The 1256-nt window shown below is 68.1% G+C and carries 2 protein-coding genes; both read left to right on the forward strand.

Features of this window, described 5'->3' with window-relative positions:
- Positions 1-113: 113 nt before the first annotated feature.
- Positions 114-737 (forward strand): phosphatase PAP2 family protein, encoded by a 624-nt coding sequence (locus F6S12_RS31895; protein WP_015635996.1) that lies wholly within the window; start codon positions 114-116, stop codon positions 735-737.
- Positions 724-1256: fatty acid desaturase (locus tag F6S12_RS31900; RefSeq protein WP_315869879.1), on the forward strand; the 533-nt coding region annotated here is incomplete at its 3' end. The genes F6S12_RS31895 and F6S12_RS31900, both read left to right, overlap by 14 nt.

Raw genomic sequence — 1256 nt, forward strand, 5'->3', positions numbered from 1 at the left:
CGGGCAACCAGCGGGCCCAGGCACGGATCGATGCCTGGGCCAGCCGCTTGCTCGGCTTGTGAGGGCGCGGCCTTGAGTCTTCACCGCTGCATGCCCGCACCGGGCCAGCAGCCATGACCGGCACCTTGCAGCGCCTGATAGCCGCCGCCAACCTTCGGCAGGCCCTGGCTGCGGTGTTCGCCCTGCTGTTGGGGCTGGGCGCGTTCATGGGTCTGCAGCGCCTGGTGACGCCGCGCTACAACTGGGTCACGCCATTGGATGAGCAGATCCCCTTTATCGCCCAGTCCTGGTTCGTCTATGTGCTGTTCTTTCCCTTTGTGCTGCTGGCGGCGGCCTATGCCAGCCAGGAGGGCTTCAGGGCCCTGCGCAACGCCACCGGCATGGCCTTCGCCGTTGGGCTGCTGTGCTTCTGGCTGTTCCCCGAATATGTGCCGAGGCCGGATATCGCCGCCCTCGACAATGGCTTCCTGCAACAGCGGCTGGGCCGGATGTGGCAGCTGGACCTGGCCTGCAACGGTTTTCCCAGCCTGCATGTGGCCGTGACCTGCCTGGCCTGTCGCGCGCTCTGGCGCCGCCCTTGCAAAGAGCTGAGCGCTGTCATCGGCCTGCTGATCTGCCTCTCGACCCTGACCCTCAAGCAGCACACGCTGATCGATGTGGCGGGCGGCCTGTTCCTGGCCCTGGCCTGTGCCCTGGCCACCCAACGACAAGGAAACCCTGCCCGTGTCCCAGCCTGAACCCCGTGCCGGAGAGAATCGGGCCCTGCGTGCCTTTGCCCCTGACGCCGGGCTGTTCCTGCTCAAGCCCTGGATCGGTGGCCTGGCGCTGCTGGCCGACTGGGGGCTGATCGCCGCCGCATTCGCCTGCGCTGCGCTCTGGCCGCACCCCGTCATCTATCTGCTGGCCGCGCTGCTGATCGCCCGCAGCCAGTTGGCGCTGGCGGTGCTGATGCACGAGAGCGCCCACGGCCTGCTGCTGCGCGGGCAGAAAGCCAATGATCGGCTGGGCCAGTGGCTGGCCGCCGGCCCGCTGTTCCTGTCCCTCTGCACCTACCGCGCCGGCCACCTCAAGCATCACCTGCATCCGATGGAGCATGACGACCCGGTGGTGGCGGTCTTCGGCCTGGGGGATTACCCCTTGCCCCGGGGCAAGCTGGCCCTGCGCCTGCTGGCGGACCTGTGCGGGGTGGGCTACTTCATCAGTGCCTTGAGGTTCGCCCGGGGTGACTACCGCGCGATCATGCCCCGGGTCGACAA

The organism is Pseudomonas sp. JV245A (assembly GCF_032424515.1).
Classification (GTDB): Bacteria; Pseudomonadota; Gammaproteobacteria; order Pseudomonadales; family Pseudomonadaceae; genus Aquipseudomonas; species Aquipseudomonas protegens.